This window comes from Pseudorhodoferax soli, assembly GCF_003337555.1.
Taxonomy (GTDB): domain Bacteria; phylum Pseudomonadota; class Gammaproteobacteria; order Burkholderiales; family Burkholderiaceae_C; genus Pseudorhodoferax; species Pseudorhodoferax soli.
Window position 1 is genome coordinate 47,932 of sequence record NZ_QPJK01000003.1, and the last position, 6,089, is coordinate 54,020.

Here is a 6,089-nt window from a genome sequence, read left to right on the forward strand (position 1 = left end):
TCTCGTCCCAATTTCCCACTTCCTCGCCACACCCATGGACCCCGACTCGATTCCCGCGCCGCAGCTGCGGCCCTTCGCCGGTTTTACCGTCCAGGTGGCCGAACCCCAGGTGGTCGGCGCCGTGCCGCACGGCATCCGCCGGGTGATCCCCATCCTGGGCGGCAGCGTGCAGGGCGAGGGCTGGAGCGGCCGCGTGCTGCCCGGCGGCGCCGACTTCCAGCTCATCGTGCACGAGGGCTATGCCGAGCTCGACGCGCGCTACGTGGTCGAGACCGATGGCGGCGACCTCGTGTTCGTGCAGAACCAGGCCGTGCGCAGCGGACCGCCCGAACTCATGCGGCGCATCGCGCGCGGCGAGCCGGTCGATCCGGGCCAGATCTACTTCCGCTGCCAGCCGCGCTTCGAAACCGCCTCGAAGGCGCTGGGCTGGATCAACGAACGCCTGTTCGTCGGCAGCGGCGTGCGCCGGCCCGACTGCGTCCTGATGCGCTTCTTCGCGCTCGACTGATTCCACCATTCCAAGGAGACAAGCCATGAAACCTTCTCGCCGCCTGGCGCTGTGCGCCGCCGCGCTCGTTCCCTTCGCTGCCATGGCGCAAGCGCCGGCCTACCCGAACAAGCCGGTGCGCATCATCGTCGGCTTCCCGGCCGGCACCGGCCCCGACATCGTGGCGCGGCTGCTCGCGCAAAAGCTGTCCGAAGGCTGGGGCAACCTGGGCGTGATCGTCGACAACAAGCCCGGCGCGGCCGGCCTGATCGCCGCCTCCGAGGCCGCGCGCGCCGCGCCTGACGGCTACACGCTGATGCTGGGCGAGACGGGCCAGCTCAGCATCGCGCCCAGCAGCTACAACAAGCTGCCCTACGACCCGGCCAAGGACTTCATGCCCGTCTCGCAGGTGGTCACGGCCGACTTCATCCTGCTGGTCAACCCACAGAAGGTGCCGGCGAAGAACGTCAAGGAGTACGTGGACTGGACGCGCCAGCAGAAGGGCCTCTTCCTGGCCACCTTCGGCGCCGGCACGCCGGGACATTTCGGCGCCTTCATGTTCGGCGACGCCATCGGCATCAAGCCCGAGCCCGTGCACTACAAATCCACCGGCGACGCGATGAGCGGCATCTTCAGCGGCGACGTGTCGGGCGTGTTCGCCAGCGCCGGGCTGGCCGGCCCCAACGTCAAGTCGGGCAAGCTGGTGGCGCTGGGCAGCACCGGCGCGCAGCGCACGGCCGTGCTGCCCGAGGTGCCGACCTTCAAGGAGCAGGGCTACGCCAACCTGGAGTTCAACTCCTGGTTCGGCATCGTCGCGCCGGCGAAGACGCCGCCCGAGGTGGTGGCCAAGCTCAACGCCGACATCGTGCGCGCGATGCGTTCGCCCGACGGCCAGAAGAAGATGGAAGACGCGGGCTTTCGCGTCACCGGCACCACCCAGCAGGAGTTCGCCGGCGTGATCGCCGCGGACACCGCCAAGTGGGGCAAGGCCGTCGCCGCCACCGGCTTCAAGGCCGACTGACCACACCCAAGGAGGAGACAACCCGATGAAGAACACCCGTACAGCACTTCCCTTGTCCGCACTGGCGCTGCTGGCCCTGGCCGGCTGCGGCGGCGACGGCGACGACCTGCGGCTCGACCTCACCGCCGCCGAAGCCCAGGCCGTCTGCGCCGACATGGTCGCCAAGTCCGGCCTGCCCGCCACCACGCTCACCACCCGCTATGTGGCCGCTGGCACGCGGCGCCCCGGTACCGCCACCAACGGCGACTTCCTGGGCGGGCACTGCGTCGTGACCGGCAGCCGCGACGCCCGCACGGGTGTCGATGGCAAGCCCTACGCCATCGGCTTCGAACTGAGCCTGCCCGACCGCTGGAACGGCCGCTTCCTGTACCTGGGCGGTGGCGGCAACGACGGCACGTTGCGCGATACCTCGCTGTCCTCCAGCATCTCCATCGGCACGCCGTCGCCGCTGGGGCAGGGCTACGCCGTGGTGTCGGCCGACGCCGGCCACCAGGGCACCAGCGCCAGTTTCGGCGCCGATCCGCAGGCCCGCATCGACCATGCCTACAACGCGCACGACAAGACCGCCCAGTCGGCCAAGGCGCTGATCGAATGGCGCTACGGCAAGGCCGCCAGCTACTCCTACTTCTCCGGCTGCTCCGGCGGCGGGCGCCAGGGCATGATGTTTTCGCAGCGCTTTCCCAGCTACTTCGACGGCATCACGGCCGGCGCGCCGGCGATGCGCGTGTCCAGCGGCGCCACGGTGGCGGCGATGTGGAACAACCGCAAGTTCAACGACATCGCGCCGGCAGGCGCGGACGGCAAGCCCGTGCTGTCGCAGGCCTTTTCCAATGGCGACCTGAACCTCGTCGCCGACGCGGTGCTGGCAGCCTGCGACGCCGGCGACGGCGTGGTCGACGGCATGGTGCAGAACGCCCGGGCCTGCCAGTTCGATCCGGCGGTGCTGCAGTGCGCGGGCGCCAAGACCGACAGCTGCATCAGCGCCGCACAGGTCGGCGCGCTCAAGGACGTGTTCGGCGGGCCGAAGACTTCGGCCGGCCAGGCGCTGTACGCCGGCCAGCCCTGGGATCCGGGCATCCGCGACAGCGGCTGGCGCGCCTGGACGCTGGGCACCTCGACCACCGCCGCGCCCAACTCGCGCTACATCACGCTGATGCTGGACGCGCTGCGCAACGAGTTCTTCACGCCGGCCGACCCCGGCTTCGACGCGCTGGCCTTCAACTTCGACACCGACCCGGCGCGCATGGCCGCGTTCTCGGCGGTCTACGACAGCTACAGCGACGACCGGCTCGCCGCCTACAAGGCGCGCGGCGGCAAGCTGCTCCTCGTCCATGGCATGGCCGACCCGATCTTCTCGGCCAAGGACACGGCGGACTACTACGAGCGCCTGGCTGCCAACAACGGCGGCATCGCGGCCACGCAGGGCTTTGCGCGCAACTTCCTCGTGCCCGGCATGGCGCACTGTTCGGGCGGCCCGGCCACCGACACCTACGACTCGCTGCAGGCCATGGTCGACTGGGTGGAGAAGGGCGTCGCACCCGACACCATCGCCGCGCGTGCCAGCGCCACCAACGCCACCTTCCCGAACCGCACGCGGCCGCTGTGCGCCTACCCCAAGTTCGCCAAGTACAAGGGCACGGGCAGCATCGAGGACGCGGCCAGCTTCAGCTGCGAGGCAAGCTGATGGGGCAGGGCGGCGCGTGGCCTAAGATCGCGCCGCCCATGAACGACGCCAAGCCCGCCACTACCCCGCGCCGCAAGAGCGTGCGCGCCGTCAAGCCCGAGGGCCAGTGGCACCACGGCAACCTGCGCGAGTCGCTGATCCAGTGGGGCACGCACCTGCTGGACACCGAGGGCAGCGAGGCCATGAGCCTGCGCGCCACGGCCAAGCTGGCCGGCGTCTCGCAGGGCGCGCCCGCCCACCACTTCGGCGACAAGAACGGCCTGCTGGCCGCCATCGCGGCGCAGGGCTTCCGCGACCTGGTATCGCAGCGCCAGCGCCGGCTGGCCATGGTGGACGCGGCCGATGGCCCGGGCCAGCTGCGTGCGGTGCTGCTGACCTACATCGCCTTCGCGCAGGCCCATCCGGCGCGCTTCCAGCTCATGTTCGGCCCGCTGCTGGGCCGGCGCGACGACTACCCCGAACTGGTCGAGGCCGGCACGGCCTCGTTCGCCATGCTGCGCAGCGTGGTGCTGCCGCTGCTGCCTTCGCCGCGCGCCGACCTGCTGACCGAGGACGAGGTGGCGAACATCGTCTGGGCCGCGGCCCACGGCCTGGCCACCCTGCGCATGCACGGGCGCGGCGCGCCCATCCGGACCGGGCCGCGGCCGAGCGCCGAGCAGATCGGCGAAGCCCTCGTGCGCTTCTGCCTGCTCGCCATCGACGGCCTGGCGACCGACCACGCCTGACACCTTCGCGACTTGCGGTGCAGGTCGCGTGCTGCTAATCTCGCGCTCAACTAGACACTGCCTAGTTCGGCCCACGACGCAAAGAACGACGGAGACAAGCATGCATCCCACCCTGGTGTTCGCAGACCGCACCTGGCCACCCGAGGCGATGGCCGAACTGGCCGACCGCATCAGCGGTGGCCTGCGTGCGCTGGGCTTGGGCGAGGGCGACACCGCCGCCGTGATGCTGCGCAACGGCCCGGCCTACGTGGCCACCACCATCGCCTGCCGGCGTGCAGGCGTGTACCTGGTCTCGGTCAACTGGCACTTCAAGGCGGCGGAAGCGGGCTTCCTCCTGGCCGACAGCGGCGCACGCGTGCTGCTGGTGCACGACGACCTGCAGGCGCAGATCACAGGCGGCGTGCCCGAGGGCGTGGCCGTGCAGGCCGTGCCGCAGGACGAAACACAAGGCATCGGCTGGGCGGCCGCGTTCGGCCAGGGGCAGGACGTGCTGCCGCCGGCCACCGGCGTGGCCTTCAACACCGTCGTCTACACCTCGGGCACCACCGGCCGGCCCAAGGGCGTGCGCCGCCTGCCCGTGCCAGCCGAGCGGCGCGCGGCGATCGATGCGGCCAACCAGCAGGTCGGCCGCACCGTCTACGGCGTCACGGCGGCCTCGCGGGCCCTGCTCAGCGCGCCGATGTACCACAGCGCCACCATGTCCTTCGTGTTGAGCTGCTGCGGCGCCGGCGCCACGCTGGTGCTGGAGCCCGGCTTCTCGGCCGAGCGCACGCTGGCGCTGATCGAGCACCACCGCATCACGCACGCCTACCTGGTGCCGACCATGTACCAGCGCCTGCTGGCCCTGCCCGACGCAGTGCGCGCGCGCCATGACCTCTCGTCGCTGCAGCAGGTCTCGTCCACGGGCTCGCCCTGCGCGCCGGAGCTCAAGCGCCGCATGATCGACTGGTTCGGCCCGGTCATCACCGAGGCCTACGGCTCCAGCGAGGCCGGCTACACCACCTTCATCGACAGCGCCACCTGGCTGCAGCGCCCCGGTTCCGCCGGGCGCGCGCTGGGCGAGGCGCAGGTGCGCATCCTCGACGAGGCCGGCGCGCCCGTGCCGGCGGGCCAGATGGGCCTCATCTACGTGCGCCAGCCGGCCATGCCCGACTTCACCTACATCGGCCGCGACGAAGCGCGCGCCGCCATCGGGCGCGAGGGCCTCGTCACGCTGGGCGACATGGGTTACCTGGACGCCGATGGCTACCTCTTCATCTGCGACCGCCAGTCCGACATGGTGATCTCGGGCGGCGTGAACATCTACCCGGCCGAGATCGAGGCTGAGCTGCTGACCATGCCTGGCGTGGCCGACGCCGCCGTCTTCGGCATCCCCGATGCGGAGTTCGGCGAGGGCCTGGCGGCGGCCGTGCAACTGCACCCCGGTGCGGCGGTCGACGCTCCCGCCGTGCAGGCCTGGCTGCGCGAGCGGCTGGCCAACTACAAGGTGCCGCGCACCATCGCCTTCCACGACAGCCTGCCGCGCGAGGACACCGGCAAGATCTTCAAGCGCAGGCTGCGCGAACCGTACTGGGAAGGTGTGGCGCGCCGCATCTGAACCCTTCTGCCATCCCGAACTTCATTCCACGGAGACCTGCCACCATGAGCCTGCCCCCCATCCTGTCCCAGCGCCTGCGCCTGCCCGCCGTGGCCTCGCCGCTGTTCATCATCTCCAACCCCGACCTGGTCATCGCCCAGTGCAAGGCCGGCATCGTGGGTTCGTTCCCGGCGCTCAACGCGCGGCCGGCCGAGCAGCTGGAGGTCTGGCTGGAGCGCATCACGACCGAACTGGCGGAGTACGACCGCCTGCACCCGGAGGCCCCCTCGGCCCCGTTCGCGGTCAACCAGATCGTGCACCGCTCCAACGACCGGCTGGAGCACGACATGGCGGTCTGCGCCAGGTTCAAGGTGCCCATCGTGATCACTTCGCTGGGTGCGCGCACCGAGATCAACGACGCCGTGCACGCCTGGGGCGGCATCGTGCTGCACGACGTGATCGACAACCACTTCGCGCACAAGGCGATCGACAAGGGCGCCGACGGCCTGATCGCCGTGGCGGCCGGTGCCGGCGGCCATGCCGGCTTCCAGTCGCCGTTCGCGTTGATCCAGGAGATCCGCGAATGGTTCGACGGC

Annotated in this window: 6 protein-coding genes; all 6 read left to right on the forward strand. The window is 70.7% G+C overall.

Annotation, left to right across the window (positions count from 1 at the left end):
* Window positions 1-34 precede the first annotated feature (34 nt).
* Window positions 35-508 (forward strand): DUF3237 domain-containing protein, encoded by a 474-nt coding sequence (locus DES41_RS11900; protein WP_114467880.1) that lies wholly within the window; start codon window positions 35-37, stop codon window positions 506-508.
* 25 nt (window positions 509-533) lie between these two features.
* The gene (locus DES41_RS11905) at window positions 534-1,508 is read left to right on the forward strand and encodes a Bug family tripartite tricarboxylate transporter substrate binding protein (protein ID WP_114467881.1); all 975 of its coding nucleotides are present in this window, start codon (window positions 534-536) and stop codon (window positions 1,506-1,508) included.
* 25 nt (window positions 1,509-1,533) lie between these two features.
* Window positions 1,534-3,192: a DUF6351 family protein gene (locus tag DES41_RS11910; protein ID WP_114467882.1), complete on the forward strand. Its 1,659-nt coding sequence runs from the start codon at window positions 1,534-1,536 to the stop codon at window positions 3,190-3,192.
* A 38-nt stretch (window positions 3,193-3,230) separates the two neighbouring features.
* On the forward strand, window positions 3,231-3,917 hold the full coding sequence (locus DES41_RS11915) for a TetR/AcrR family transcriptional regulator (RefSeq protein ID WP_170168150.1): 687 nt from the start codon (window positions 3,231-3,233) through the stop codon (window positions 3,915-3,917).
* A gap of 100 nt (window positions 3,918-4,017) precedes the next feature.
* Window positions 4,018-5,514 (forward strand): AMP-binding protein, encoded by a 1,497-nt coding sequence (locus DES41_RS11920; RefSeq protein ID WP_114467884.1) that lies wholly within the window; start codon window positions 4,018-4,020, stop codon window positions 5,512-5,514.
* Window positions 5,515-5,558: 44 nt separating this feature from the next.
* A partial coding sequence (locus DES41_RS11925; protein ID WP_425466358.1) for an NAD(P)H-dependent flavin oxidoreductase occupies window positions 5,559-6,089 on the forward strand: 531 nt, incomplete at its 3' end.

What these genes read in the sequence shown, in the direction of transcription:
- DES41_RS11905 (WP_114467881.1), top strand. Translation starts at nt 534, where the DNA reads ATGAAACCTTCTCGCCGCCTGGCGCTGTGCGCCGCCGCGCTCGTTCCC.
- DES41_RS11920 (WP_114467884.1), top strand. Translation starts at nt 4,018, where the DNA reads ATGCATCCCACCCTGGTGTTCGCAGACCGCACCTGGCCACCCGAGGCG.
- DES41_RS11900 (WP_114467880.1), top strand. Translation starts at nt 35, where the DNA reads ATGGACCCCGACTCGATTCCCGCGCCGCAGCTGCGGCCCTTCGCCGGT.
- DES41_RS11915 (WP_170168150.1), top strand. Translation starts at nt 3,231, where the DNA reads ATGAACGACGCCAAGCCCGCCACTACCCCGCGCCGCAAGAGCGTGCGC.
- DES41_RS11910 (WP_114467882.1), top strand. Translation starts at nt 1,534, where the DNA reads ATGAAGAACACCCGTACAGCACTTCCCTTGTCCGCACTGGCGCTGCTG.